The following is a 25,556-nucleotide window of genomic DNA, read 5'->3' as shown; positions in this document are numbered from 1 at the left end:
TAGATTATGCAGATTTAGGTCTAAGTTGGAAAAACTCGATAAAACTTGATGGATTATCTACCACACCTCGTTCCGAAATAATCTTGATATCTATGTTTCTTTCCTTGGCCTTAAAAGCAAAGTCTTCTAGTATTTCAACAATATCTGCGTCTAGATACCTAGTCTTTTTTACATCCAATTCTAAATAAGTGTCTCTTGGCAAACGATCAAGCTCTTTTAAGATCGCACCTTTATTAAAAAATGTAACCTCCTCTGCTAATGCCATCTTGATCCTGTGTTTTCCGTTACTTTTATCTTCAATATGAAGAAAATGAGAGTTCTGGTAGCTTTTAAGTAAAACGATTACAATTCCAACTGCCAATCCTAATCCTATACCAATTAATAGGTCTGTAAACACGATTCCTACAATGGTTACAATAAAGGGTACAAACTGTTTCCATCCTGCTTTATACATGGCTTTAAACGTAGATGGTTTAGCTAACTTATAACCTACGATTAAAAGTACTGCAGCCAATACCGAAAGCGGTATCATATTAAGTATGGTTGGAATAATAATTACAGATATAAGTAAAAGGAATCCATGAATAATAGCCGATAATTTCGATTTACCTCCAGACTGAATGTTCGCAGAACTTCGTACAATTACTTGTGTTATAGGTAACCCTCCAATTAATCCAGATACAATATTTCCTGTACCTTGAGCTAAAAGCTCACGATTTGTTGGTGTCACGCGTTTTTCAGGATCCAATTTATCGGTTGCTTCTACACACAATAAGGTCTCTAGACTTGCTACCAAGGCAATTGTAAAACCAACAACCCAGACCTCAGGATTTCCAATAATTGCAAAATTAGGAAAGCTAAACTGACCGATAAAAGAGTTAAAATCGTCTGGAACCGGTACCTTTACTAAATGATCCGCGGCTATAGAAAGTGTTTCATTACCCTTCGTGACTATATAGAAAATAATTCCAGCTGTTACAGCTACTAAAGGGCCTTGAACGATTTGAAAAAATTTACCCTTTTTAGATAATACCTGACTCCATAATAACAAAATTGTTAAACTAATAATAGCAATAATTGTAGCGCCAATACTAATAGAGTTGAGGGCGACAAAAATTTCAGAGAAAGTGTTTTCTCCATCTACTTGAAAAAATGCAAAATCGCCTTCTGGATTCGCATCATAACCAAAAAAGTGTGGAATTTGTTTTAAAATAATGATGATTCCAATTCCGGTTAACATTCCTTTAATTACTGAAGAAGGAAAATAATATCCAATAATTCCTGCCTTTAAAAAACCAAAAAGCAATTGAATACACCCTCCAATTACAACAGCAACAAGAAAGTTTTCGTACCCCCCAAGGGTTCCAATAGCTGTTAAGACAATAGCTGCAAGACCTGCAGCGGGGCCACTTACTCCAATAGAAGACCCACTAAGAGCCCCTACGATTATTCCTCCTATAATTCCTGCAATTAAACCTGAAAAAAGAGGTGCGCCACTTGCAAGAGCAATACCTAAACATAAAGGTAGCGCGACAAAAAATACTACGATACTCGCTGGGAGATCATTTTTAATTCTTGAAAACATAAAATAGATTTTTGGACCGAATACAATCGGTCATGAATAAAATGAGCCAAAAAAGCTCTAATAAAAACTAAAAAAATCTATAGGTATTCTGGGGGAGGAGAAATGGTTTCTAGAGCCAACGTTTCCCAAAACTGATCATGGTTGGCAAAATTAGATTTGTTCTCTAAGAAATCGAACAACAAAATTTTTGGAATTACAGAATTGGGTGTATTGTACTCCTTTGCACTTAATTTGAAGGTTTCAGAGTTTTCTTCCTCATTCATTGAAAATAAGGTCGCAAGATCAACATCTATATTACAAAGCGTAACAATCGTAGGGGTAAGAATACACCACGAAAATACTAATAATAAGAAAATGCTCTTTAGTTGCACAAGTCTGTTTTAATTGGTTGGCAAAAATAACGGTCTTCTTACGATTTCTTGTTAAGAAAATATTAAATCTAGAGTACTTTTAAATCGGTTGCAGGAATCCATCCATCTTTTCCATCTGCCAACTCAATTTTCACCCAATCTGAATCTGTATCTAAGATCTGAACTTTAGTTCCTTCATGCAAAGTAAAAGCAGCATCACTTCTCAAGTTAGGCTCACTTTTTACTTCAGCACTTTCAGAAAAAACGATTGCTGGCATATCTTTTTCTATCGCCCCAAATGTATTGTACGCCATTACAACAGCAATAACAGCTATTAAAACAGCTCCCATGGAACCCACAAAAAAAAGTCTTTTTCGTTTTTCAGAATAAGAAAAATAATACACTAAAAATAGCAACACAAATAGGGCTAAAGCGCTTACTGCGGTTAAAGCCCATTGATCGTATGTAAACAATCCTTCAACAGAAGCGTTCCATTTAGCAAATACACTCTTTGGTAGGGGTTCGATTACATCGATACGGGCATTTTGGGCAAATTGTAAATTGTTTTTTATATCCTCATCATTTGGTGCTAACTGCAACGCCTTTTCGTAATAATATATGCTGGGTGCAATATCGTTTAACTTGTAGTGTGCATTCCCCAGATTAAAATATAAGGCGGCAGAATGTTCACCATCTTCTAATATTTTTGTCCACGTGGTAACTGCTTCGTGGTACTCTTCTGCCTTGTATAGTTCGTTTCCTTTTTCAAATAAAGATGTACTCTGCGCAAAAGTAATTGCCGAAAAAAACAGCATAAAACCCGATACTAAAAGTTCCTTTGTTCTCATATTAACGATACTGAATTTGTTTGTCGATAGCTGAAATTGTTTCGACCGCTTTGTTATAATCTTGCTGAATCGTAACGTTCGAGGCTGGACTATAACGAGCATACTCACAACTTTGTAATAGTCCTGTGAACTGGCTTATGGTAGCCACTTCTACATTTCTTTCTTCTAGCAAGCGAGCGATGTATTCCTTATCAAATTCTGAAGTTTCTATGCTTAGTTTGGCTTTTAAATAATTGTGTAAAGCACGCTCTAAAGCTTCGTAAAAAACAACTTTGTCTCCAACATTCTTTTTAGCTTCAGATAGATACTTTTTCGCCAAACGATTTGCTTTCCGAAGTTTATTTCCTTGCACATCGCTCCTACGTTCCCGACGTTTGTTTCCTACAAGTATAAACAACGGAATTAATAACAACGGTCCACCAAGCAACGACCAAAACAAAGTCGATTTAAAGAATGGATCTTGGTTAATAGGCTTTAAATTGGTGTTGAGTTTAATGTACTCAAATTGACTTTTCGCTGCCACCACCGCTTTCTGATTGCCATCTCCATTATTCGAAACAGCCGGAACTGTAGCTATAGGACCATTTTCCACATCGATAACTATTTCTTTAGAGGCGATAGTCACATACTTTTCGGTCTTAGGATTAAAATAAGAGAATGTAATAGGCCGAATTGGATAAATCCCTTGGTTCTGAGGTACCACGGTAAAGGTTTCATTAATGTTTCCATTCATTCCACTGCGGTCGGTTCGAACATTTTCTTTACGCTCAGGATCGTAAACCTCTAAGGAACTAGGCAACTTTGGAGTGGGTAGTTCAAAAAGCTTTAGATTTCCTTTTCCAGAGATTTTAACATTCAATTCGAGCGATTCGTTTGCATCGAGGGTTGTTTTATTAGCGGTTACATTAAAGTCAAAATCTCCCACCGCACCATTAAAATTGTCTGGTCTTCCATCTGCGGGAAGTGGTTTTACAGAAATACTTCTTTTACCCGCCGAAATCTTTTTATTAACTCGTGTTGTCATCCTTCTTCCGAAGATATCTCGACGATTTCCTGGCACATCGATAGGAACATCCAGGGTCAAGGGCTCTATTTCAAGCTTGCCCGTTTTTTGTGGATATAATACAGTGGTTCGCAAAATTACATAGCGGTAATCCTCTCCTTGATATTTCCCTTCGTAAATTTTAAAATTACCTTGGTTGTTAATATTCTGACTCCAAAAGTCGGCATACTTAGGGGTATCAACTTCTCGCCATGTGCTCGTAATACTTACATCGTGAGACACATACATTTTGTAAACTACCGTAATGGCTTCATTTAAATAAGGGCTAGAATTAGAAATTTCTGCTACAAGATGTACATTTTCACTAGCGACATAAGTTGCGTCGTTCCCATTTTTCGGAACCTCAACTGCAGATGTCACAATTACAGAGACTGGTAATGTTTTGTAGGTTTCTCCATCGATCTCGATGGTTGCCTGAGCAATAGTGAAATTACCTTGGGATTGCGGAGAAAGAAAATACGAATATGTTTTAGAGTACGATCGTTTTCCATTAATGTACGAATTACTAATCGCCTGATTAGGGCCTCCTACTACATCGAAACCTTCGAATGCAGGGGGATTGAAATTATCTCCATCTTTATTCATTTCAAAATCAATGCGAAGTCGTTCGTTGATCCCGATTTTCTTTTTGCTCACTTTGGCGTCAAATTTTACTTGAGCCTGCATCATTCCAGTGCCGAAAATAAAGAGCAATATGTATATGAAGTGTTTACATTTCATTGTCTTACCAATCTTTATTCGATTTTACTTTTGCACCTTTTTGTTTTTGTGCGTTAATTTTTTCTTGAACCTTTTGTTCTTCATTATTCATGGCATCCAACAAATTCTTTACCTGCTGTGGAGATAATTGTCCCGGTACAGGTTGTTGTTGTTTTGGCTGCTCCTGCTCTCCTTCTTTATCTTCAGGCTTTCCTTTATCTTTTTCATTATCTCCTTCCTGTTTGTCTTTCTCTTCTTCTCCTTTATCTTTTTCATCCTTTTCGTCACCTTGATCTCCCTCTTTATTGTCGCCTTCGTCTTTTTTATCCTTATTCTCTTGATCGTCTTTATTCTCTTTATCTTCATTGTCATCTCCACCTTCATCATTTTGCGGCGGATTTTTTTCAAGCATCTCTTTTGCTAGTGCAAGATTATAACGAGTTTCGTCATCGGTTGGATTATTGCGAAGTGCATTTTTGTATGACTCTACAGCACCTTCGTATTGTTTCTTTTTCATAAAGGCATTACCTAAATTATGAAATGCTTTATGCTTTGCTGGTTTACCTTCCGCTACCTGTGCCGCTTGTTTGTATCGCTGAATAGCTTCCTCTGTAAATTGCTTTTCATAATACGCATTTCCCAGATTATACTTTCCAGTTTCATTGGCACCCTGTAAAGAAATCGCTTTCCTGTAATCTGCTTCTGCTTGCGTAAATTTTTTATTTTGCATCGCAACACTCGCTTCGCTAAGATAGGTGTCGGATTCTTTTTCAATTTTAAGTTCTTCTTCGGTTTCTTGTCCAAATAACACTACCGAAAAACACAATAAACAGGATAGAAGAAGGTTTTTTTTCTTCGGAAGGTAATTCGCTATTTTGTTTATTTTCAAGTTCATATCAAGCTGCTTTTTCATTAAACAAGTTCAACTTTTTAACCCAAGCTGTCTTACGTTCAAGGAGTAACACATCGAATAACAACAAAAATAATGCCCCACCGATAAACCATTGAAATTGATCTTTAAAATCTGTGAATTGCTTTGCTTCAAACTCTTTTTTATCCATTCCGTTTAAAATAGCTGTCACTGTGTCAACCACTTCTTTGGTGTTGCTTCCATTAATATATTCTCCTCCTGCTTCCGAAGCAATTTCTTTTAACTTTTCTTCTCCAAGCTTCGTAATTACCTGTTCGTTGTTCTGGTCTCTTTTATAAAACTGAAGGATTCCATTTCGTTTAATAGGAATTGGCCCTCCTTGTAAGGTTCCTACTCCAATGGTATAAATTTTTATGCCACTGTCTGAAACTTCCGAAGCAATATCGGCTGCATCTCCTTCGTGATCTTCTCCATCTGAAACGATAAAAAGCACCCTATTGGTTTGATTTTCATCATCGTAATAGGTTTTCGCCATTCGAATTGCTTCATTTATAGCAGTTCCTTGCGAGGAAACCATGTCGGTATTCATATTACTTAAAAATAAGCGCGTTGCAGCAAAATCGGTAGTAATTGGTACCTGTGGAAATGCACTCCCCGCATATCCAATTACACCCACTCGATCGCCTCCTAGACTATTAATGATCTGCGAAATAAGTTGCTTCGACTTTTCTAGCCTATTAGGAGCAATATCTTCTGCCAGCATACTTTTAGAAACATCGAGCGCAAAGACCACATCGACACCTTCTCTGGTAACTGTTTCAAGTTTGGTTCCCACTTTAGGATTTACCAATCCAAAACTAAAACAAGCAATAGCAAGGCTCAACACCAGTACTTTTAAAACAGGTTTGAACACAGAGCTGTTCGGACTTAATTTTTTTAGTAAATCTGTATCAGCGAATTTTTTTTGCGTGCGTCGTTTCCATATCTGTACCACAAAAAATAGCAGTATTACCACTGGAATGGCGACTAATACATAAAAGAAAACGGGTTGTTCAAATTGATACATAGTATGTCCGCTTAGGCGGGTACTTTTAAATTATTTTTTTTACTGCTCTTAAAACAGTGATCTTTTTATTTATAATCTTTTACACAAAACTTCGAAATAGGGTATAGCGCAAAAGCAGCTCTAATCCTAGCAATCCTAATGCTAATAGTACCCAAGGACGAAACATTTCGTTGTAACTTTTATATCGAAATTCTTCAATATCTGTTTTTTCCAGTTTGTTGATCTCGTCATAAATCTCTACCAGTTTAGTAGTACTTGTTGCACGAAAATACCTTCCGCTAGTAGTTTCTGCAATCGCTTTTAGCAAGGCCTCATCGATTTCCACTTTCTGTTGTCCGTATTGAAATCCGCCGTCGGGACGAATGCCTATGGGAGACAATGCCATTCCGTTAGTTCCCAGTCCAATGGTGTATACCTTTATTCCAAATTCCACAGCCAGCTCACTTGCAATTTTTGGATCTATAAATCCGGTATTATTAACTCCATCGGTTAATAAGATAATTACTTTACTCTTCGCTGTGCTTTCTTTTAAACGGTTTACTGCGGTCGCCAATCCAGAACCGATTGCGGTACCTCCTTCAATAATCGTATTGTATTTAATTCCTTTTAAAGACGACAGCACAATGCTTTTGTCACTCGTTAATGGTGTTTTTGTATAACTTTCTCCTGCGTATTCAACGAGTCCGATACGGTCGGTAGGTCTTTCGTTAATAAATCGAGCTGCAACCGGTTTGGTTTAAGGTCACGTGCTAGCATACTTGCCGAAACATCGATCGCCATCACAATATCGATTCCTTGGTTGTTTACCGTTTTTGTAGTTTCATCTACTGTTCGAGGACGTGCCATCGCTACAATCAATGCAGAGAGCACAAGCAGTCGCAACACGAAAAGCAGTGGACGCAATCGTGCCAACCAATTTTTCTTGGTTTTAAATCCTTTAATGCTTGAGATTTTTAATGCAGCAGTTTGTTGTTTCCTTTTCCAGAAATACCATAGGATAAGCACTGGAAGTAATAAAAACAACCAGAAAAACTGTGGATTAACAAATTCAAAATTGTTCAACATTATTTTTTAGTTTCTGATATTTCAAGCTCTATAGACCTTACAATACGTTCTTTAATATCTTCAGCAAATCGACCGTCCTCTTTATAAACGATTAATACCTGTTGCACGCCACCTTGTTGTGCAAAATAAAATAACTCGTAAGTACTTTTCTCTTCCTGTATTCTATTTGGAGCTACTTCGGCATTAAATGTTCCGTAGGCACGAACTCCTTTAATTCCTTTATTAGTTTCGAAGTCATCCCTTTTCACGAGCATATTTTTAGCCCCTTGTTTTTCAAGAAACTCCAACGAAGAATCCAACCCTTTTTCGAGGTCTTGCTCTTGTTGTTGCTGAGCAGGTGGAACCAAGAGAGTGGAAACCGAAATAAATAATGGGTCTGAGGTGTCTCCATATGTAAAAGTGCTTTTACCTGGTGTAAATTGCTGCAAGGAGTCTGACGCTGGTTTCCCTGTTCTTACTAATACTTCTGGAGTTTCAAGAATTACTGCCGGATAACCGTATTCACTACGCACCCATCGACCTTCAGAAAGATCGCGGAGTTCGTTTCCAACAATTTTATCTTTCAGATTATCGAATCCTGTGACGCTTCCGTAGACAATCATTCCTAACAATAGTGCTACGATCACTCCTCCGATTGCAAGCGCCCATTGTTTGCGTTTGTGTTTCTTCCGAAGCATTTCACGATATTCTTCATTCGCCTGTAATTCTTCTTCGGTAGGTTCGGGAATTACTTCGTGCGTTTCATTTATAATAGATTCTACCGTTGCGCGGTCAGCTTGAGCTTGTCCTTCAGCCTGTTCCATTTTAGCAAACTTTACAAGGTCGGCACGTTTTAAAATTTGGTCGAGATGACGAATGGTTTCTGTATCGAACTCAAAGTGTCCTGCCTGCTTATGCATGTTGAGACGTTGGATCAACTCATCGGTTGTACTTTCTAAAGCTGTCTCGTCTACTTCACGATCGAGGTAGCGTTTAACGATTTCTGTAAGCTGGGAGTAATATTCTTTAGACTTGCGTTCTTTCAGTAGAGATGAACTATCTAATACATGTAATGCCGTAATTGCTTCTTCATATGGTGGTAGTTGCTTTTCTTCGGCATCTTTTTTCTTTTTTCTTCGGAAGAGATAATACCCTAACAACCCTAATACTAGTAAAGCTGGAAGTATAAAATACAACCAATCCCAGCTAAAAGGAGGGCTTTTTACTTCCATTGCAGGTTTAATGTCGTACATTTTTTGTGTAGTTGTGTCTACGACGACATCACGAACTTCGACTGAAACCGAATCGGTCGTATAGATTTTCTCACCTATAAAAACACGTTGCGGCGGAATGGTATAGGTGCCAGAATCGAATTGAGTTAGTCCGTATTTTTTAATGAGTCGGTACTTTGCATTTTCATAAGTAGTATCTACTTTATACGATTCTATAATCTCTAGGGGAAGAAAAGGCTGCCCTTCAGAAAATCCAACCAATGCTGTGGTATCGGCAACGACCTCGATGGTATATTTTAGTTCTTCACCAATCTTAATTGATGTAGAATCGATGGAAGAGGTTACTTGTGCATTCGATAGAAAAGAGAAAAGGATAAGACACAAAGACACAAAAATGTGTTTTGGACTGTTTGTAGTTGTTTTCAGAAATTTGGTTTGAATGCGATTCAATTTTAAAAATCTTTTATCTAACATCTTATTCTTTGTTCTAAAAAGTTATCGTCTTTTAAAATAACCTAATAATTTCTTTACGTAACTTTCATCTACACGACAACTTAATGCTCCTGCACCACTTTTTTGAAATGACTCTTTAAAATAGTCCACACGGTCCCGATAGTAGGTTTCGTATTCACGACGCACTCCTTTTGAAGCCGTATTTACCAATAGTAATTCTCCTGTTTCTTGATCCTGCATTTCGACCATACCGAGGTTTGGAATTTCTTCTTCCCTACGATCGTATACTCGAATTCCGGTTACATCGTGTTTTCCCGAAACAATGCGCAATGTGTCTTTATAATTGTCTGTTATAAAATCGGAAAGCACAAAAACGATGGCTTTCTTCTTCATAACATTCGCCATGTATTTTAACGCATGACCAATATCGGTGCGTTTACTTTCAGGCTTAAACTCAAGCAATTCACGAATTATACGAAGTACGTGCGACTTTCCTTTTTTTGGTGGAATGAATAATTCGATCTCATCTGAAAAAAGAATGAGACCAATTTTATCGTTATTCTGCATGGCTGAAAAGGCAAGGGTTGCTGCTATTTCAGTAATAATTTCATTTTTGAACTGAGCGTCTGTCCCAAAAAATTCAGAGCCACTAATGTCTGCCATTAAAAGCAAGGTAAGTTCTCGTTCTTCTTCAAAAACTTTTATAAAGGGTTCGTTATATCGGGCGGTAACATTCCAGTCGATGTTACGAACGTCGTCTCCAAATTGGTATTGACGCACTTCACTAAAAGTCATTCCACGACCTTTAAACGTACTGTGATATTCGCCACCAAAAACGTGGTCGCTTAACCGACGTGTTTTGATTTCGATTTTTCGTACTTTCTTAAGAAGTTCTTTGGTATCCATTTCCTTTAAGTAAACAGTTTGCAGTAACAGTTAGGTTATCGCTCGATAAATACAAAGCAAAAACAATCTGTTTCGGCTTGTTAAAAACTGAACATTAACGACTAAGGTACTTCGATCTCGTTTACAATCTTATTGATAATGTCTACAGAAGTAATATTTTCGGCTTCAGCTTCGTATGTAATTCCAACACGGTGACGTAATACATCGTGTACAACGGCGCGAACATCTTCTGGAATTACATATCCGCGACGCTTGATGAATGCATAACATTTTGCCGCCATCGCAAGATTAATACTCCCCCTTGGAGAAGCACCAAAATTAATAAGAGGTTTTAAATCTGCTAATCTGTAATTTTCTGGAGAACGTGTTGCGAAAATAATATCAAGGATATATTTTTCGATCTTTTCGTCCATATATACATCACGAGCGGCTTGTTGTGCCCTTTTAATCTGATCCAGCGTTACCACAGGGTTTACCTGTTCGTATGCACCTTTTAAATTTTGACGAACAATGAGTTGTTCTTCTGCCAATTTTGGATATTCGATAACCGTTTTTAGCATAAAACGATCCACTTGGGCTTCTGGTAACGGATACGTCCCTTCCTGCTCAATTGGGTTTTGTGTTGCCATTACCAAAAATGGACGATCTAAGATAAACGTTTCTTCACCGATGGTCACTTGCTTTTCCTGCATCGCTTCCAACAAAGCAGATTGAACCTTAGCCGGCGCTCTATTTATCTCATCTGCAAGCACAAAGTTTGCAAAAACAGGCCCTTTTTTAATGCTAAAATCGTTCACCTTCATATTATAGATCATCGTTCCTACCACATCGGCAGGAAGCAAATCGGGTGTAAACTGTATTCTGCTAAAAGTTCCGTGTACTGCTTTTGAAAGTGTATTAATAGCGAGCGTTTTTGCTAATCCGGGAACCCCTTCTAGTAATATATGCCCTTGTGCTAGCAATCCAATCATTAATCGTTCGACCATGTGTTTTTGACCGACGATTACTTTATTCATTTCAAGCGACAGGATGTCAACAAAAGCACTTTCCTTTTCAATTCTTTCATTTAAAGCCCCAATATCTAAGGCAGTATTTGTTTGTTCCATGGTATTTATTTTCAGTAAAAAGCTACAAATTCAATGATTTTGTCTACAACCACGCAAATTGTAGAAATATTGCTTAAAATCCTGTTAATGATTGGTTAAAAATAAAACGGAAGTTATTAATAATAACATCCGTTTAAAATATGTACTTGTACGCTTATTATATACATTGCCCTTAATCGATCGTAACAGTACCTAAAGCCGTGACTTCTCCTGTGCGAATAATTACCTCTTCAAATTTTTCAAATTGAATATTGGGGGTGTCTTGCGAAACGATTTCCATGGTGTAAATTCCATCTTCGAAGCCTTTAAGAAAGTAGTCTCCCGAAGCTTCAATAGGTTTACTAATTTGAGACTTTTCATTATATATGCTAAGTGCAATATTAGATTTATTGGTAATAATGCTACCTAAAATTGCGCCATCAGTTGGGGTTTTTTCAGAAGAAGTTAAAACAGATTCTGTTTTTATATTTTCAGAAGTTGTTGGATTTTCATCAAAAAAAGAAGTAATTCCCCACATTGGAAGAGCAACAAATAAAAGGTATAACGTAATTTTCCACATAATAATTTCAAGATTTACTATAAAAGTAATGTGTATTCTAAATTTACGTTCATTGGTTAACAACGATTAACATAAGATTTAACCGCACCTTAACGATAAGAACTAATCGAGAAGTTATATTTTTAAGCAAAAGATTTATAAATGACACAAAAAACTGCCCTAATTACAGGAGCCACAAGCGGGATCGGAATGGCTACCGCCAAAATATTTGCTGCGCAAGGAGTACGGGTTATTCTCTGCGGAAGACGACAAGAACGGCTCGATGCCCTAGCGAAAGAGCTTTCTGAAACCACAAAGGTACACACCCTTAATTTCGACATTCGAAATAAAGACAACGTATTTGAAGCACTAAATACCCTACCTGAAGCTTTTTCCGATATCGATATTTTAATTAATAATGCAGGAAACGCCCATGGTTTAGACCCCATTCAAAGTGGAAGTATTGAAGATTGGGATGCCATGATAGATATCAACGTAAAAGGCCTGTTGTATGTAACTAAAGCAGTTCTTCCAACGTTTATAAAAAAACAATCGGGACACATTATTAATATTGGTTCGACTGCAGGAAAAGAAGTATATCCAAATGGAAATGTGTACTGCGCCAGTAAGCATGCCGTAGATGCCCTAAATCAAGGAATGCGAATCGACCTAAACGGAAAAGGCATTAAAGTTGGAGCCGTTAACCCAGGGTTGGTAGAAACAGAATTTAGTAACGTTCGCTTTAAAGGTGATACAGATCGTGCTAAAACAGTTTATAAAAATTTCACTCCTTTACAAGCAATCGATATTGCAGAAATTATTTGTTTTGCTGTAACACGACCTCCGCATGTAAATATTGCGGATCTTACTGTTATGTGTCTGGACCAAGCGAGTAGCACGATCGTGAACAAAATAGAATGATTAATAAAAGGTTGCTTATTAAAAACTTGTTAGCTCACAATGATGAGAGCAGCTTCTATGATAAAAAACGAAAAATCGATTTGGGCAGTAAAGAGGGCAAAGCAAAATTTTTAAAACACATTTGTGCTCTTAGCAACAGCAACCCAAATAATAACTCATTTATTGTGATCGGTGCTGAAGACGAAACCAATGAAATACGTGGAGTTGATTTTTTCGACGATAGTAAAATTCAAAATTTAGTAAATGCCTACCTCACCAACGCACCGCTCATTATTTACGAAAACGTAGCTTTTCCCCATTTGCCCCCAGATAAAGTGGTGGGATTAGTAACGATTCGACCTAATGGAAAAATTACCTCCCTTCGCAAAAACATTTGGAAGTATTGGGGAGGTTCTATTTTTCTTCGCGACGGAAGCATTTCGATGCCAAAAGATTTCGATATCGAAATTAAAGATGTGAATTCAGAGATCGTTAAGGGGATCGAGAACATGGCCAAAAACAACATCGAACTTACTTTAGATGGCGTGATGGATTTTATGAATACACGCCACAAAAATCTAGAATCACATTATAAAGTATTTAAAGAGTTGTTTGTGGTTTGTTGGGCAGGAATTACCAATACTGTAAAAAATGAAACGTACTACTCCCGGGTGGATATTGAATTAATTAACGAACAAGTGCGTTTGTTCTACTCTGCTCTAGATGAGGTCTCGATCGTTTATTCTGAAAATGAATTTAAAATCACCGAGTATGTCCATCTTGGCTTAAACAATCAATATCGGTATTACCCTTTAGAAATTGTCACCATTACCTTCCGTGATAGCGGATCGTATCACTTAGAGTCAAAATTAATATTTAACCCACCTCGTTTTAATAAAAAAACGCTGCATCACATTTATAATGCTAACAATGCTTTGGTTGATAAACTTCGGAAGGCAATCCCTTTAACTCCTTCCGAAGAAAAAGATTTAAAACATCTGCCAGCTACATATCTCATTTGTTTTCTGAATGATTTTTCTGAAGCACGATCAAAACTTGAAGCTTCAAAGTCACTTCTGAAACCTTTTCCCGAAGTATACCGTTCTTATAAGGAGTCGGTTCGTATTCTTCGAAAAGTTAAATACAACTAATCTTTTCGCCACGTTCTGAAGCAATTTAGAAACACTCCTTTTCTTCAAATAGGATTTTCCCTGCTTAATTCTGTAGAACCCCTTCTTTATTTTAAGCTATTTAACCAACTCAATTACAGTTCTTAAACTACTTAATAACCTACCTTCTTGCTGCATCTTTGTGATATCAAAATCTAAAAACAATTTAAAACTTACATTATGAAAACTACAGTAAAATTTTTATCGCTAATAGTAATGGCTTTCGCTTTAACAATGGGCTCATGCTCCCCAGAAGATGGAGAAGATGGAATGGACGGAGCTATGGGAGAACAAGGAATTGCTGGAATGGATGGGCAAGATGGTACTGACGGCCAAGACGGTGCTGACGGACAAGATGGTCAAGACGGTGAAGACGGGAATGCAAATGTATTCTCCAGTGGATGGGTTGAGTACGACGAAGCCGTGTGGACAGAAGTTACCGGTGAATTTGGGATAGATTATCGCAACTACCCTATCGAAGAAGCTGAGATCACACAAGACATTGTTGACAATGGCGTTGTTTTGGTATACAATCGTTTTGTAATAACTGGAACTCACGTTTATACCTTACCGTTTACAGAAAACATTACAAGTAATGATCCTAATGGACAAACAATCTCTTACCAGTTTGAGGTGAACGAATTAGTATTAAAAATGAGGAATGCAAGTGGATCTGGTGACCCTGGAACTTTTGGTGGTCCTGGAATTGCAGAATTTCGATACATTGTTATTCCTTCTACAAATGGCGGAAGACCTTTTAACTTAGAGATATTAACTGCAGACCTTGCTGCTAAAGGAGTAAACATTAATAACTACAATGAAGTTCTTGCTTACTACCAATTATAAGATCGTTTGTTAAATCTAAATTATGTCCGGTACTCAAACGAGTATCGGACATTTTTAATTCTTAAGAATTAGTATCTTTAGTCCTCAACTTCATAAACCTAAAAACTCATGAGCATTTTCGATAAAATAAAAGAAAAATTAAGTCACGAATTTATTGATATTATTGAGTGGCTCGATTATACCGATGATACCATCGTACACCGTTTTGAGCGCTATCAGAATGAAATTAAGAACAACGCTAAGTTAATTGTTCGTGAAGGACAAACTGCTGTATTTGTAAATGAAGGACAACTCGCCGATGTTTTCACGCCCGGAACATACACCTTAAACACAAAAAACCTTCCTATCCTTACCACTCTTAAAGGTTGGAAATATGGGTTCGATAGTCCTTTTAAAGCAGAGGTCTATTTTGTAAACACCCATTTATTTACCGATGAGAAATGGGGCACCAAAAATCCAATCACGTTAAACGACGAGCGTTTTGGTTTAGTAGAAATACGTGCTTTTGGTACTTATGCCTTTAGAATTGGTGATGCTGGTAAATTTGTGATTGATATCGTAGGAACAGACAACAATTTTACTAACTTCGAAATAAACGAACACCTTAAAAGTCTAATCGCCACTCGCTTTACCGATACCGTTGGAGAGGCAAATTTACCCATAGAGCTTTACGCTGCTAATACTTCCGAGCTTTCAGAAACCTGCAAAGAAGTGATGCAGCCTGAATTTCAAAGTGTAGGTATATCGTTAGAAAAATTCTACATAGAAAATGTTTCTATGCCCGAAGATCTTAAAAAAGAGATTTTCGAATACAGCCGTATCGACAAGCTGGACTTAGATAAGTTAACCAAGTTTAAAACAGCTAAGGCTATCGAGGCTGCTGCAAACAACGAAGGAGGAACTGCCGGAGCAGGTATGGGAATGGGAATGGGATTTGTCTTAGCGCAACAAATGGGCGGAATGATGCAACCAAATATGGGCGGGCAACAACAACCTATGTCACAACAAACAGGCGGAGCTATGCCACCACCGATGCCGGTAGCCATTCAGTATTTTTACGCTGCAAATGGACAGCAAGCAGGCCCAGTTTCGTTTGAGCAATTACGCGGTTTATTTGCCAATCGTACGGTAAATAAAGACACTCTGGTATGGAAACAAGGAATGTCGAACTGGACTCCAATTAGCGACGTTGAAGAATTAAAGGGCTTTTTAGGCGGTAATACACCACCCCCACTTCCACAGGTTTAATGGCAAACACGATATTTTTAGAATAAACCGTAATCCATACTTTTCTTTTTAGGAATGGGTAGAAAAAGCACCATGCAAGAAACTTTGGTACAATCTTCCGAATTAAAAAAATCCTGTATTAACTGTGGGGCTGGTCTGCGATATGCTCCTGGAACCACAGAACTAACCTGCGAATACTGTGGATATAAGCAAGAAATAGTACCGTTAGAATCTGGTTTTGAAGAATTAGAGTTAAAACCGTACTTAAATGAAATGGGGGCTCAGTCGCATAGTGAAGAGATCACCATGCTACAGTGCAAAAATTGTGGTGCCAATCAACATATTGAAGAGAATTACAAATCCCTGCATTGTGTGTATTGTACGATGCCACTTATTATTGAAGATGCACACAAAGAAGACTGGATTCTCCCTGGGGCGGTATTACCCTTTCAAATAGATCAAAAAAAAGCACATCAACTTTTTAAAAAATGGGTTCAAGGATTATGGTTTGCTCCAAACAATTTAAAAAAAGCTGCCATTGATCCACAGTATACTAAAGGATTATACGCCCCGTATTGGACCTTTGATGCTCAACTGTACGCCAATTATACAGGCCAACGAGGTGAATATTATTATGTGTCTAAAACCGTTGGGAGTGGAAAAAATAGACGCACTGTACGAGAGCGACGTACGCGTTGGTACCCTGCAAGTGGTCATGTTAGTGGATTTGTAGATGATACTTTAATAAAAGCATCAAAACAACGCTCTGGAGTTATTCCCGAAAAAATAGCGCGTTGGGATCTTAAAGCCTTACAACCTTTCGATAGTAGTTTTCTGGCAGGATTTGTTACCAAAAAATATACTATTCCTTTAAAAGAAGGGCATTTAGAATCGAATAAAGAGGCTAGGAATATTGCCGATTCTTGGGCACGACGAGATATTGGAGGAGACACCCAAAGTATATCAACCATCGATATGAAACTAACCGAAGAGACCTTTAAGCATATTTTACTTCCAGTCTATATAAGTGCTTACAAATACAAAGGAAAGCGGTATAATTTTTTTATTAACGGACAAACAGGAGCGCTTTCAGGAAAACGACCATATTCATTCTGGAAAATTTTCTTTTTAGTTCTATTTATATTTATTGTAATTGGAATCATTTTAGTACTATCGCAATCATGAGAACATTGGTTTTTGGAGATATTCACGGGGGATACAAAGCGTTACTTCAAGCAATTAAATTGGTACAACCTGCTATTGAGGACCGTCTTATTTTTGTCGGTGATTACGTCGATGGTTGGAGCGAATCTCTTGAGGTAATTTCGTATCTTATTGCTCTTTCAGAAAAGCATCACTGTATTTTTATTCGTGGAAATCATGACGAATTATTATATAAGTTTCTGAAACACGGAGATGCGAATGCGATGTGGTTGGCACATGGCGGGGAATCAAGCAAAAAAAGGTACGAAGATCTTTCCGAAGAAATCCTCAACAAACACATAGAATTCTTAGAACAACTTCGCAATTATTATGTTGATGAAGAGAATCGACTTTACCTTCACGCGGGGTTTACAGATCAATCGGGTCCTGAGCATGAATTTTACCCCAACACAATGTATTGGGATAGAACCTTGTGGGAAATGGTCTGCGGAATGGATCCTGAATTAACTCCTAATGACACTAAATATCCGAAACGACTGAAGCTTTTTTCTGAAATCTACATTGGGCACACTCCCACAACGCGTATAGGCAAAGCAGTGCCTACTCAATTTGCAAATGTATGGAATACCGATACAGGAGCAGCTTTCAAGGGACCTCTTTCAGTAATTGATGTGAATACAAAAGAATTTTGGCAGAGTGACCCTGTGTGGAAGTTATATCCAAATGAACAGGGAAGAAATTAATTGAGCAATTTTTGTTATTCTTTTCCTTTATCAAGAATATCCTGCCAAGCTTTTAACTCTTTCCATTTTCCTTCGTATGCCATTTTTGCCTGTCGTGGCCATGTTCCCGGATTATGTACTACAAAGCGCTCTCCTCCTTTTCGAAGAATTTCTTTACAATGTTCGACAGAAGAATTAGCAAGGTCTTTCCATGTTGTTATTCCCTGATTATGAAAAATATCACGAATTTTAGGGCCAATACCTTCCACCACCGTAAGGTCGTCTTGTTTAATCTTCTTTCCTAAAATTTCCTTCGCAACTACAGCATTAAATTCAACAAATGGTGTATTCGATGCTTCAGGAACTATTTTTTTAGGACTTTCTTTTAAAGTTGTTTCAGATTTTAATTTAGAACGACATGCCGCAAGGTCGGCTTCTAACTGTACATTTTTATTTTTCCATAACTCTACCTCAGACTTTCTATCATCATTTTTGGAAAACAATCTTCCAATAAGGTATCCAAATAGCGCACAAAGCAACCCGACGAGTAAAGGTATTAATATACATAAATTCATATTGCTCTCTTTTTTAAATTATTGATTGGTTTAATTAATTGTAATGACCGTACGCCTGTTTTTTGAACGTCCAGCTTCTGTTTTATTCGAAGCGATTGGGTCATCGGGTCCCCTCGAAATCGTTTTAATTTTAGTTGCATCTATCCCATTTTTCGTGAAATAGGCTTTAGCAAATTCGGTGCGTTTTTTTCCAAGTAAAAAATTCGTTTCTCCAGAGCCAGTATTGTCCGTATGTCCTGTAATCTTAATCGTTGCACCTGTTACTTTATCGAGATACGTAGAAATATCTGCAAATTTTTTACGCTGTGTTTCCGAAAGTGTAATAGAAGTAGCCCCAGAATTAAAATGTAATACAAGGGGATTGTTTCTAATTCGATCTCGCAATGCATTCATTTCTTCTGTTTCTTTTTCTTGAAGCGTCTCATCTACCGTTTTTATGCCAAACGAGACTGGTCCTCGATATGTAGTTTTATCAAGCACCATATCATCATGTAAAGCTCCTAATGTATTGATCTTGTTTGAAGGAATCCCTGAAGAAACAAGGTAGTTTTTAATCGAATTTGCCCTAGCGATCCCAAGATTAGGGAATGCAGATTTATTTTCTTCTTCGGAAGTATACCACCCTGTAATATTTAAATATTTATTTGGGTTTTCAGAAAAATATGTTTTTAACGTATCTATCCCCACGCGAACACCATCCGATAGTGGTTCTAAATAGGTGGCTTCAGAACTATTAAAATCAAAATTATTGGAACTGCTATAGTTAAAATCTCCAACTGCATCGGAAACTACAAATTCATTTCCTGTAGCAATTTTAATATCTACCTCTTTCTTGGTATTTGCGGGTTGCACAATATTTTCGTTGTATTGTACTGTATCGCAACAAGAGCTACAACATAATTTCCAAAAAAAATACGTTCCAATTAGAATGGTAACTAAAATACCTATTAAGTACAATGTTCTTTTACTCATCAGGCGATTGGTTAGTGATTAGTACATTCTAAGATACATAATTATCTTATATAGAATAATTATGATTGCCTGATATTCAAATACTTTCGTTTATTGGAACAATTTATTCGTTTATACACAAAAACCCATCAAAAATAAATTTAATGGGTTTTTTCACTATGTAAATGTATGTAGGGGTACTATTTTTTTATAATTCTGGAAGCATCTGCAAGCCCCTTAATTACAATCTCAGGATTTCCGTAAAGGTAAATTTCACTTTTTCCTTCGGCATAAATTTCGAAATCGGTTGTTGCATGAATAAAAACATCCGCGTTATTTGTCGCATACAGTTTTGCTGATGTCACTTTCATTTCTTTAGCTTTCAGCTCCGACTTTTCTTTTAATTCATAATTGGCATTTTTTGAATCTCCCGCAACAGTTAATTGAGCGCTTTGATTTAAAATAGAAGTTAGGTCTTGAGCGACTATATATGCTTTAAGGTCGGTTCGGTCTAACATTTCGATAGTGGTTTTGTTAGAGTCGATGTTCATTTTTCCTCCGGCATTCTGTTTCAGTAAAACGGAAACATCTGGGGCTTCAATATCTAGGTCGAAACTACTGCTTTGGTTGGCGGTGAGTTGAAATCGTTCTCCTTCAATTTTACCTTTTGTTTTTGCCGAAGCATCATTTTTCAGAATTAAATATTGAACTGTTGGTGCATTTAATTCAATTTGAAGTTTTTTACTGGATGTGATGCGGTTACTTGTATAAATTTTTAATACTGAATCTATAACACGAAATTCTATCACTTCTGTTAAGTTTAAGTCAGCTTTTAGTCTATAAGACGGGGTAGCATCTTGTTTAATTTCTACAGAAAGACCATCGTCTATTTCTACAGTATTAAACGGATTCACAATTACTTTTTCAATTTCAGTAACATTGCGATCTCCTTTAATTTTTGGTTTTTTTTGTGCTGCGCAAGACAAGGTTATACTTGCTGCAATTACGGTAAGAAATAATTTTTTCATCATATATTTAATATAATGCAAATTTAATTTGTAACACATTGCATTACACATAATTTAACACATTCTATAAAATGAAAAAACCCTCAACAAATGTAGTGTTGAGGGTTTAATATTATATACTATATTAAATAGGTCTATAAATCAAATTTAATTCCTTGTGCTAACGGAAGCTCAGTCGTGTAATTAATAGTATTTGTTTGTCTTCTCATATAGATTTTCCAGGCATCACTACCACTTTCGCGGCCTCCTCCAGTATCTTTTTCTCCCCCAAAAGCACCTCCAATTTCGGCACCGCTAGTTCCTATATTTACATTTGCGATTCCACAATCACTTCCTGCTACCGATAAGAAACGCTCTGCTTCCCGAAGGTTATTAGTCATAATTGCAGAAGATAGTCCTTGTGCTACACCATTCTGAATGTCTAATGCGTTTTCAACATCACCACTATACTTAATAAGATATAATACTGGGGCGAACGTTTCGTGTTGAACAATTTTAAAGCTATTTTCAGCTTCAGCTATTGCTGGTTTTACATAACAACCACTCTCATAGCCTTCACCACTTAAAACACCACCTTCAACTACTATATTTCCTCCTTCTTCAACTACTTTTGTAAGCGCATTTTCATAATTACTCACAGCATCTTTATCGATTAGAGGTCCGACGTGATTGTTTTCATCTAAAGGATTACCAATACGTAATTGTTTATAAGCATCTACGACTGCTTTTTTAACTGTATCGTACATACTTTCATGAATTATTAATCGGCGTGTGGACGTACAACGTTGTCCTGCAGTTCCAACTGCCCCAAATACAGCACCAATCACTGTCATTTTAACATCGGCATCTGGTGTTACGATAATAGCATTATTTCCACCTAATTCAAGAAGTGATTTCCCTAAACGCTCTCCTACAGTTCTACCTACAATCTTACCCATTCTTGTTGATCCTGTCGCGGAGATAAGCGGTACTCTTTTATCGGTTGTAAGATATTCTCCTACTTTATAGTCACCATTTACCAAACAAGAAATTCCTTCTGGAAGGTCGTTTGCTGCAAAAACCCGTGCTGCAATTTTTTGACAAGCAACACCACATAAAGGTGTTTTTTCTGAAGGTTTCCAAACACAAACGTCTCCACAGATCCAAGCTAACGCTGTATTCCAAGCCCAAACAGCAACAGGAAAATTAAAAGCAGAAATAATTCCTACAACTCCCATAGGATGATACTGCTCGTACATACGGTGACCCGGGCGCTCACTGTGCATAGTAAGTCCGTGTAATTGTCGCGACAATCCAACGGCAAAATCACAGATATCGATCATTTCTTGAACTTCACCTAAACCTTCTTGGTAACTTTTTCCCATTTCGTAAGAAACTAATTTCCCTAGAGGTTCTTTTAAACGACGAAGTTCATCACCAAATTGACGAACAACTTCACCGCGAAGTGGAGCTGGTTTTACGCGCCAAGTTTTAAAAGCCTCTGTCGCTTTAGTCATTACTTTTTCGTAATCTTCTTTAGAAGTTACGGTAACTTTTCCTATTAATTTTCCATCAACTGGGGAATGAGAAGCGATTGTTTCTCCCTCTGAAAACCATTGAGATCCAGTGGAGGTTCCTTTATTAACGGCTTCTAATCCAAGTTGTTTTAAAGCTTCTTCGATACCGAAGGACGTTGCTACTGTAGACATATATTGTATGTATTTTTAATTGCGAATTATAAGACGCGAAGGTACGTAAATAGAAGAAGAATATAAAATGAAGGCGAACAGGATTGCTTCATAATCGCAAGATCCTGAATATTGTAACTAGTTTGTAAAATTCGATACTAACTTAGAACTCTATCCTGTAGTAAATCGTTCATCGGCTTCCATGACCTCACCACAATTGTTACAGGTTCGAAGCTCTTTGCTTCCGTAGAACTCTTTAAAATGTTTAAGAAAATCGTTCTCGATATCGTTTAATGGAAAATACACTTCATATAATTTATTATTGCAATTATCACAAAACCATAACAACCCATCTTTTCCAGCAAGATCTTTTCTTTTTCGCTCTACGACCAAACCAATAGAGTTTTCCATACGTACTGGGGAGTGCGGCACTTTCGCAGGATGCAGATACATATCACCTGGCCCAAGTTTCATCGTTCTTTTAACACCTTCATCTTGAACATGTACCTCGATATTCCCTTCTAATTGATAAAATAATTCTTCGGTTTCATTATAATGATAATCTTTTCGGGCATTGGGTCCAGCGACAACCATCACTATATAATCATCTGCATCTTTATAAAGATTCTTATTTCCTACAGGGGGTTTAAGGGATGCTCTGTTCTCCGCTACCCATTTTGTAAGATTAAAAGGTTTTAAAATAGCCATTGCCGTATAATTTATGTTTCCATAAAAATACGGCAATTGGTTTAAAAGAAAAAAAGGTTAGATAGGTATTTATTTTTTGTAAAAAAGCTGTGTAAAGAAATAGGCACCACTATCATTTTTTAGAATTCCGAACCCAGAATGACTAAAGTCTCCTTCAATAATTTTCTTGTGACTTGGACTATTAAGCCAAGCATGCACAAGATCCTCCGCTGTATTATAGCCATACGCTACATTTTCTCCAACATGAGTAGCCCCTCTGCTTTGAAGTCCAGCCGAACGGTAGGTAAAATTATCATGATTAATTCCGTGTACATCGATCATATATAATGTGTGTTCAACTGCATAAGCCGAAGCATATTGCTGATCTTTTTTAATTGGTGTCAAATCCATCGTTGATCGATGTTCATTTACTAACTCTAAAACTTCTGCAGCTAACTCCCAATTAGTTTGTTCAGCTAAAGAAATGTCGATTGTATAATTTTCAGGATTTGGAAGAGTATCTTCATCCTTTTGGCAAGATGTTGCAAAGCATAATAATACTATAGCAAGTAGGCTGGTTCTAAGTAGTTTCATAATTCGGGGGACATCAAATTTGGGGCATGATGTTGATACAAATATAAAACTTTTCTTACAATTTACAACACTTAAACGTTGTTATATTGCATTTAATCGATTTTGTACTACAAAAAGTTCGCTCTCATTCCTACAAATTCTACTTGTCAACTATAGCATTTATGGGGCTTTTTAAGTATCTTACGCTTTCAATATAAATTATAGTTTATGTATAAAACTTTAACACTTTTTATGATAATTTCTTTTTTAGTAGGATGTAAAAATGATCCTTCGACCACAAAGAAAGAGCCTATACAAACTGTCGAAAATATAGAAGCTAACAAAACTTTTGGAATAGTAATTCATGGCGGCGCGGGAACAATATTAAAAGAAAATTTAAGCGACTCTTTAGAAACAGCCTACAAAACCAAATTAAAAGAAGCAATAACAATAGGGCACGAGATCCTTAAAAATGGTGGAACAGCAATGGAAGCTGTTACAAAAACAATTAACATACTTGAAGATTCTCCGTTATTTAATGCAGGCAAAGGAGCCGTATTTACTTTCGAAGAAACTAACGAACTCGATGCTTCTATTATGGATGGTGCCACCCTTAATGCAGGGGCTGTTGCTGGAGTAACTAGAATTAAAAATCCTATCGATCTGGCTGAAGCAGTTATGACACAATCAGAACACGTGCTGCTCAGTGGAAAAGGAGCGGAAATTTTTGCTTCAGAAAAGGGATTTGATATGATGGATCCTTCTTATTTCTATACCGAAAAAAGGTTTCAGTCAATGAAAAATCAGAAAGAAAAACTTCTTCAGAAGGAAAAAAATAATTCATCTGCAACAACGTTCGCTACAGACCCTTATAGTCAAGATTCAAAATTTGGAACTGTTGGGTGTGTGGCCCTTGATAAAAATGGAAATCTCGCCGCAGGAACTTCTACCGGAGGAATGACGAACAAACGATGGAATCGAATTGGAGACGCACCCATTATCGGTGCAGGTACCTATGCAAATAATGCCACATGTGCCGTTTCCTCTACAGGCTGGGGAGAATTTTTCATAAGAGGTATGGTAGCCCACGATATTTCAGCCATGATGGAATATAAAGGAGTATCGCTTCAGGATGCTGCTTCCGAAGTAATACAAAATAAACTCCCCACTCTTGGTGGTTCGGGAGGAATTGTTGCGATCGATCATAATGGAAATATAGCCATGGAATTTAATACTCCCGGAATGTATCGCGCCCACATGAATGCTGAGGGAGAACTGATCATTGGTATTTACAAGGAACTTTAAAAGTTAGTGTTCGGTATGTTTCAACAATTTATTACGCTTCTTAAAAAAGCCCCAATTTCTTTATATCTTATTTATGCAGTGATCTATATTCCCTTTGGTTTTGCGATGAATGCCTTCGGAAACTACGCCGAAATCGCAAAATTTACCCATTGGTGGCAGGTCTTTACGTGTTACGGGCTATACATGATCCCTATTTCGATACTTCTGAAACAATACCCTTTCTTTACACAATATGCCTATGGCTTAGTAGCTATGGGCGTGTTAGAATTTTTAGGCTATGCATTGCAAACATCTTACGTTTTTCCCAACAATATACTAGACAAGCTGTTTCAACCACAGAATTTTGCACTGGCTATGGCCTTGTTTTTTGCCGTATACTTTCCGCTCGGAAATGCACTGGTCGCTAAAGTACACGCTATAATTTTCCCTAATTCATCTGAATCTTTATAAAATGAAAACTCCTTACTATGCTGTTATTTTTACATCACAACTAACAAACCATACAGAGGGTTATATTGAAATGGCAGAACTCATGGAATTGGTAGCAAAACAACAACCCGGATATTTGGGATTAGAAGCTGCTCGAAATGAGATTGGCATAACTGTAAGTTACTGGAAAAGTACCGAAGCGATTCTAAAATGGAAGTCGCAAGTAGATCATCTGGGTGCTCAAAAATTAGGGAGAGCGCAATGGTATGCATGGTATAAAATTAGAATCTGCAAAGTAGAAAGAGAGTACGAATTTTTAAAAAAAGATATATAACCGCATCTTTTCTTTCGTTTTATAACATCGTAGTTAAATTAAAACGCTCTCAAAAAAATGCACACACGATTGTTAAACTCTTACTAAAATATAACGTCCTCTATACGAACACTATTCAATCTCCGTTCAAAAAATATCCTTCCTATTAGTTTCAGTGCTTCGGCGAGTGTTGAAATGCAAACCACAGAAAATCTTCTTTAAATAGACGATGCTTCGGT

General features: G+C 37.1%; 25 protein-coding genes and 1 pseudogene. 9 read left to right on the top strand and 17 right to left on the bottom strand.

What is annotated here, in order from left to right; translation table 11 throughout:
* Positions 1–4: 4 nt before the first annotated feature.
* The 11 genes and pseudogenes from ULVI_RS06365 to ULVI_RS06315 form a co-directional block, all read right to left on the bottom strand.
* The gene (locus ULVI_RS06365; RefSeq protein ID WP_068590853.1) at positions 5–1,585 is read right to left on the bottom strand and encodes a SulP family inorganic anion transporter; all 1,581 of its coding nucleotides are present in this window, start codon (positions 1,583–1,585) and stop codon (positions 5–7) included.
* A 77-nt stretch (positions 1,586–1,662) separates the two neighbouring features.
* Complete coding sequence (locus tag ULVI_RS06360) at positions 1,663–1,956, bottom strand: hypothetical protein (RefSeq protein ID WP_068590851.1); 294 nt, start codon at positions 1,954–1,956, stop codon at positions 1,663–1,665.
* 68 nt (positions 1,957–2,024) lie between these two features.
* The gene (locus ULVI_RS06355) at positions 2,025–2,783 is read right to left on the bottom strand and encodes an SH3 domain-containing protein (RefSeq protein ID WP_068590849.1); all 759 of its coding nucleotides are present in this window, start codon (positions 2,781–2,783) and stop codon (positions 2,025–2,027) included.
* 1 nt (position 2,784) lies between these two features.
* Positions 2,785–4,539 (bottom strand): BatD family protein, encoded by a 1,755-nt coding sequence (locus tag ULVI_RS06350; RefSeq protein WP_317039826.1) that lies wholly within the window; start codon positions 4,537–4,539, stop codon positions 2,785–2,787.
* 31 nt (positions 4,540–4,570) lie between these two features.
* Positions 4,571–5,458, bottom strand: coding sequence for a tetratricopeptide repeat protein (locus tag ULVI_RS06345; RefSeq protein WP_241780959.1), 888 nt, complete (start codon positions 5,456–5,458; stop codon positions 4,571–4,573).
* Positions 5,442–6,482 (bottom strand): VWA domain-containing protein, encoded by a 1,041-nt coding sequence (locus ULVI_RS06340; protein WP_068590844.1) that lies wholly within the window; start codon positions 6,480–6,482, stop codon positions 5,442–5,444. The genes ULVI_RS06345 and ULVI_RS06340 overlap by 17 nt, the downstream gene beginning before the upstream one ends.
* A gap of 79 nt (positions 6,483–6,561) precedes the next feature.
* Positions 6,562–7,547: pseudogene (locus ULVI_RS06335) on the bottom strand (VWA domain-containing protein).
* Complete coding sequence (locus ULVI_RS06330) at positions 7,547–9,232, bottom strand: hypothetical protein (protein ID WP_068590842.1); 1,686 nt, start codon at positions 9,230–9,232, stop codon at positions 7,547–7,549. Before ULVI_RS06330 ends, ULVI_RS06335 begins: the two are co-directional and overlap by 1 nt.
* A gap of 21 nt (positions 9,233–9,253) precedes the next feature.
* On the bottom strand, positions 9,254–10,117 hold the full coding sequence (locus tag ULVI_RS06325) for a DUF58 domain-containing protein (protein WP_068590840.1): 864 nt from the start codon (positions 10,115–10,117) through the stop codon (positions 9,254–9,256).
* Positions 10,118–10,218: 101 nt separating this feature from the next.
* Positions 10,219–11,223 (bottom strand): AAA family ATPase, encoded by a 1,005-nt coding sequence (locus tag ULVI_RS06320; protein ID WP_068590838.1) that lies wholly within the window; start codon positions 11,221–11,223, stop codon positions 10,219–10,221.
* A 172-nt stretch (positions 11,224–11,395) separates the two neighbouring features.
* Entirely contained in the window at positions 11,396–11,782 is a 387-nt protein-coding gene (locus tag ULVI_RS06315) for a hypothetical protein (RefSeq protein WP_157632576.1), read from the bottom strand.
* 141 nt (positions 11,783–11,923) lie between these two features.
* Between ULVI_RS06315 and ULVI_RS06310 the strand changes: the two genes are divergently transcribed.
* The 6 genes from ULVI_RS06310 to ULVI_RS06285 all read left to right on the top strand — a co-directional run bounded on the left by ULVI_RS06310 (position 11,924) and on the right by ULVI_RS06285 (position 17,810).
* Entirely contained in the window at positions 11,924–12,682 is a 759-nt protein-coding gene (locus ULVI_RS06310) for an SDR family NAD(P)-dependent oxidoreductase (RefSeq protein WP_068590834.1), read from the top strand.
* Complete coding sequence (locus ULVI_RS06305) at positions 12,679–13,812, top strand: DUF5929 domain-containing protein (RefSeq protein ID WP_068590832.1); 1,134 nt, start codon at positions 12,679–12,681, stop codon at positions 13,810–13,812. Before ULVI_RS06310 ends, ULVI_RS06305 begins: the two co-directional genes overlap by 4 nt.
* Before the next feature lie 198 nt (positions 13,813–14,010).
* Positions 14,011–14,676, top strand: coding sequence for a collagen-like protein (locus ULVI_RS06300; protein ID WP_068590831.1), 666 nt, complete (start codon positions 14,011–14,013; stop codon positions 14,674–14,676).
* Positions 14,677–14,784: 108 nt separating this feature from the next.
* Positions 14,785–15,924, top strand: coding sequence for an SPFH domain-containing protein (locus ULVI_RS06295; RefSeq protein ID WP_068590829.1), 1,140 nt, complete (start codon positions 14,785–14,787; stop codon positions 15,922–15,924).
* A gap of 72 nt (positions 15,925–15,996) precedes the next feature.
* A complete protein-coding gene (locus ULVI_RS06290) occupies positions 15,997–17,088 on the top strand; it encodes a DNA helicase PriA (RefSeq protein ID WP_068591418.1) in 1,092 nt (363 codons plus the stop codon).
* Positions 17,085–17,810, top strand: a complete 726-nt coding sequence (locus tag ULVI_RS06285) for a metallophosphoesterase family protein (RefSeq protein ID WP_317039825.1) — start codon at positions 17,085–17,087, stop codon at positions 17,808–17,810. The genes ULVI_RS06290 and ULVI_RS06285 overlap by 4 nt, the downstream gene beginning before the upstream one ends.
* A 14-nt stretch (positions 17,811–17,824) precedes the next feature.
* Here ULVI_RS06285 and ULVI_RS06280 read toward each other — a convergent pair whose 3' ends face one another.
* The 6 genes from ULVI_RS06280 to ULVI_RS06255 form a co-directional block, all read right to left on the bottom strand.
* The gene (locus ULVI_RS06280; protein ID WP_068590825.1) at positions 17,825–18,364 is read right to left on the bottom strand and encodes a hypothetical protein; all 540 of its coding nucleotides are present in this window, start codon (positions 18,362–18,364) and stop codon (positions 17,825–17,827) included.
* 30 nt (positions 18,365–18,394) lie between these two features.
* Positions 18,395–19,336 carry an OmpA family protein gene (locus ULVI_RS06275; protein WP_068590824.1) on the bottom strand — a complete coding sequence of 314 codons (942 nt, stop codon included), beginning with the start codon at positions 19,334–19,336 and terminating at the stop codon, positions 18,395–18,397.
* A 179-nt stretch (positions 19,337–19,515) separates the two neighbouring features.
* Positions 19,516–20,346 carry a GIN domain-containing protein gene (locus ULVI_RS06270; protein ID WP_068590822.1) on the bottom strand — a complete coding sequence of 277 codons (831 nt, stop codon included), beginning with the start codon at positions 20,344–20,346 and terminating at the stop codon, positions 19,516–19,518.
* A gap of 131 nt (positions 20,347–20,477) precedes the next feature.
* Positions 20,478–22,031 (bottom strand): L-piperidine-6-carboxylate dehydrogenase, encoded by a 1,554-nt coding sequence (amaB, locus tag ULVI_RS06265; protein ID WP_068590820.1) that lies wholly within the window; start codon positions 22,029–22,031, stop codon positions 20,478–20,480.
* Positions 22,032–22,181: 150 nt separating this feature from the next.
* Positions 22,182–22,718, bottom strand: coding sequence for a 3-hydroxyanthranilate 3,4-dioxygenase (locus tag ULVI_RS06260; protein ID WP_068590818.1), 537 nt, complete (start codon positions 22,716–22,718; stop codon positions 22,182–22,184).
* Positions 22,719–22,787: 69 nt separating this feature from the next.
* Entirely contained in the window at positions 22,788–23,291 is a 504-nt protein-coding gene (locus tag ULVI_RS06255; protein WP_068590816.1) for a CAP domain-containing protein, read from the bottom strand.
* A gap of 207 nt (positions 23,292–23,498) precedes the next feature.
* Here ULVI_RS06255 and ULVI_RS06250 point away from each other — a divergent pair, with 207 nt between their 5' ends.
* The 3 genes from ULVI_RS06250 to ULVI_RS06240 are packed head-to-tail and all read left to right on the top strand — an operon-like array spanning position 23,499 to position 25,338.
* A complete protein-coding gene (locus tag ULVI_RS06250; protein ID WP_068590815.1) occupies positions 23,499–24,575 on the top strand; it encodes an isoaspartyl peptidase/L-asparaginase family protein in 1,077 nt (358 codons plus the stop codon).
* A gap of 15 nt (positions 24,576–24,590) precedes the next feature.
* Positions 24,591–25,025, top strand: a complete 435-nt coding sequence (locus tag ULVI_RS06245; protein ID WP_068590813.1) for a hypothetical protein — start codon at positions 24,591–24,593, stop codon at positions 25,023–25,025.
* A 1-nt stretch (position 25,026) separates the two neighbouring features.
* On the top strand, positions 25,027–25,338 hold the full coding sequence (locus tag ULVI_RS06240; RefSeq protein ID WP_068590811.1) for an antibiotic biosynthesis monooxygenase family protein: 312 nt from the start codon (positions 25,027–25,029) through the stop codon (positions 25,336–25,338).
* Positions 25,339–25,556: the final 218 nt, after the last annotated feature.

The organism is Cochleicola gelatinilyticus (genome assembly GCF_001637325.1).
Lineage (GTDB): Bacteria > Bacteroidota > Bacteroidia > Flavobacteriales > Flavobacteriaceae > Cochleicola > Cochleicola gelatinilyticus.
This window is presented reverse-complemented; position numbering and strand designations above follow the sequence as displayed.

What these genes read in the sequence shown, in the direction of transcription:
- ULVI_RS06365 (WP_068590853.1), bottom strand. Translation starts at nt 1,585, where the DNA reads ATGTTTTCAAGAATTAAAAATGATCTCCCAGCGAGTATCGTAGTATTT.
- ULVI_RS06355 (WP_068590849.1), bottom strand. Translation starts at nt 2,783, where the DNA reads ATGAGAACAAAGGAACTTTTAGTATCGGGTTTTATGCTGTTTTTTTCG.
- ULVI_RS06345 (WP_241780959.1), bottom strand. Translation starts at nt 5,458, where the DNA reads ATGAAAAAGCAGCTTGATATGAACTTGAAAATAAACAAAATAGCGAAT.
- ULVI_RS06340 (WP_068590844.1), bottom strand. Translation starts at nt 6,482, where the DNA reads ATGTATCAATTTGAACAACCCGTTTTCTTTTATGTATTAGTCGCCATT.
- ULVI_RS06330 (WP_068590842.1), bottom strand. Translation starts at nt 9,232, where the DNA reads ATGTTAGATAAAAGATTTTTAAAATTGAATCGCATTCAAACCAAATTT.
- ULVI_RS06325 (WP_068590840.1), bottom strand. Translation starts at nt 10,117, where the DNA reads ATGGATACCAAAGAACTTCTTAAGAAAGTACGAAAAATCGAAATCAAA.
- ULVI_RS06320 (WP_068590838.1), bottom strand. Translation starts at nt 11,223, where the DNA reads ATGGAACAAACAAATACTGCCTTAGATATTGGGGCTTTAAATGAAAGA.
- ULVI_RS06315 (WP_157632576.1), bottom strand. Translation starts at nt 11,782, where the DNA reads ATGTGGAAAATTACGTTATACCTTTTATTTGTTGCTCTTCCAATGTGG.
- ULVI_RS06310 (WP_068590834.1), top strand. Translation starts at nt 11,924, where the DNA reads ATGACACAAAAAACTGCCCTAATTACAGGAGCCACAAGCGGGATCGGA.
- ULVI_RS06305 (WP_068590832.1), top strand. Translation starts at nt 12,679, where the DNA reads ATGATTAATAAAAGGTTGCTTATTAAAAACTTGTTAGCTCACAATGAT.
- ULVI_RS06300 (WP_068590831.1), top strand. Translation starts at nt 14,011, where the DNA reads ATGAAAACTACAGTAAAATTTTTATCGCTAATAGTAATGGCTTTCGCT.
- ULVI_RS06295 (WP_068590829.1), top strand. Translation starts at nt 14,785, where the DNA reads ATGAGCATTTTCGATAAAATAAAAGAAAAATTAAGTCACGAATTTATT.
- ULVI_RS06290 (WP_068591418.1), top strand. Translation starts at nt 15,997, where the DNA reads ATGCAAGAAACTTTGGTACAATCTTCCGAATTAAAAAAATCCTGTATT.
- ULVI_RS06285 (WP_317039825.1), top strand. Translation starts at nt 17,085, where the DNA reads ATGAGAACATTGGTTTTTGGAGATATTCACGGGGGATACAAAGCGTTA.
- ULVI_RS06280 (WP_068590825.1), bottom strand. Translation starts at nt 18,364, where the DNA reads ATGAATTTATGTATATTAATACCTTTACTCGTCGGGTTGCTTTGTGCG.
- ULVI_RS06275 (WP_068590824.1), bottom strand. Translation starts at nt 19,336, where the DNA reads ATGAGTAAAAGAACATTGTACTTAATAGGTATTTTAGTTACCATTCTA.
- ULVI_RS06270 (WP_068590822.1), bottom strand. Translation starts at nt 20,346, where the DNA reads ATGATGAAAAAATTATTTCTTACCGTAATTGCAGCAAGTATAACCTTG.
- amaB (WP_068590820.1), bottom strand. Translation starts at nt 22,031, where the DNA reads ATGTCTACAGTAGCAACGTCCTTCGGTATCGAAGAAGCTTTAAAACAA.
- ULVI_RS06260 (WP_068590818.1), bottom strand. Translation starts at nt 22,718, where the DNA reads ATGGCTATTTTAAAACCTTTTAATCTTACAAAATGGGTAGCGGAGAAC.
- ULVI_RS06255 (WP_068590816.1), bottom strand. Translation starts at nt 23,291, where the DNA reads ATGAAACTACTTAGAACCAGCCTACTTGCTATAGTATTATTATGCTTT.
- ULVI_RS06250 (WP_068590815.1), top strand. Translation starts at nt 23,499, where the DNA reads ATGTATAAAACTTTAACACTTTTTATGATAATTTCTTTTTTAGTAGGA.
- ULVI_RS06245 (WP_068590813.1), top strand. Translation starts at nt 24,591, where the DNA reads ATGTTTCAACAATTTATTACGCTTCTTAAAAAAGCCCCAATTTCTTTA.
- ULVI_RS06240 (WP_068590811.1), top strand. Translation starts at nt 25,027, where the DNA reads ATGAAAACTCCTTACTATGCTGTTATTTTTACATCACAACTAACAAAC.